The organism is Glutamicibacter sp. BSL13 (assembly GCF_052928425.1).
Genome location: NZ_JAVGCZ010000217.1, coordinates 1 through 1,077 on the forward strand (window position 1 = coordinate 1; position 1,077 = coordinate 1,077).

General features: G+C 70.2%; 1 pseudogene. It reads left to right on the plus strand.

The features are described 5' to 3' along the window. A pseudogene (locus RCJ92_RS15950) lies at positions 1-1,077 on the plus strand (ABC transporter); the annotation flags it as partial.

Below are 1,077 nucleotides of genomic sequence, written 5' to 3' on the forward strand. Positions count from 1 at the left end.
GTGACCCGCCGCTTCCTGACCCCGCCCCCGGCCCCCGACCACCAGATACGGCAGGCCAGCGGCTGGCTGGAACTGCAGGGGGTGAACCTGCACAACCTGGTGGATCTGCAGGCCCGCTTCCCGTTGGGGGTCTTCACCGCGGTGACCGGGGTGTCCGGTTCGGGCAAGTCCTCCCTGGTCTCCCACGCCCTGGCCCAATCCGTGCAGGGCCAGCTGCGCACCGCCCCCGCCAGCCCAACGAACGCCGAGCCTTCCGAGGAAGCCACCGCACAGGTCCGTCGGGTGCTGGGCGTCGAGGCCCTGAACCGCTGCGTGGTCATGGATCAAAAACCTATTGGGCGCACCCCGCGCTCCAACCTGGCCACCTACACCGGCCTGTTCGATGCGGTGCGCAAGACGTTCGCCGACACCCAGCTGGCGCGGGAACGCGGCTACGGGGCTGGCCGGTTCTCCTTCAACGTGGCCGGCGGGCGCTGCGAAACCTGCCAGGGGGAGGGCTACCTGGAAATCGAGCTGCTCTTCCTGCCGGGCACCTACGGCCCGTGTCCCACCTGCCACGGGGCCCGGTACAACCCGCAGACCCTGGAGGTGACCTACCAGCCGACGGACGGCGCGCAGCCTAAGAACATTGCGGAAGTGCTGGCGATGAGCGTGGACGAGGCCGCAGAATTCCTGCACCCAATCCCGGCCGCCGCCCGGGCGCTGGCAACCCTGCAGGAAGTGGGGCTGGGGTACCTCAGCCTGGGGCAGCCGGCCACCGAACTCTCCGGCGGGGAAGCCCAGCGCATCAAACTGGCCACCGAGCTACAACGCGCCCGGCGCGGGCACACCCTGTATCTGCTTGATGAGCCGACCACGGGTCTGCACCCGGCCGACGTGCAGCTGCTGGTGGCGCAGCTGCACCGGCTGGTGGAGCAGGGCAACACTGTGGTGGTGGTCGAACACCACCTGGACGTGGTCGCGGCCGCGGACTGGGTAATCGATCTGGGCCCTGCCGGCGGGGACGCCGGGGGACGGATCATCGCAGCGGGGACCCCGCAACAGGTGGCGGCCAACCCGGCCAGCCGCACCGGAACC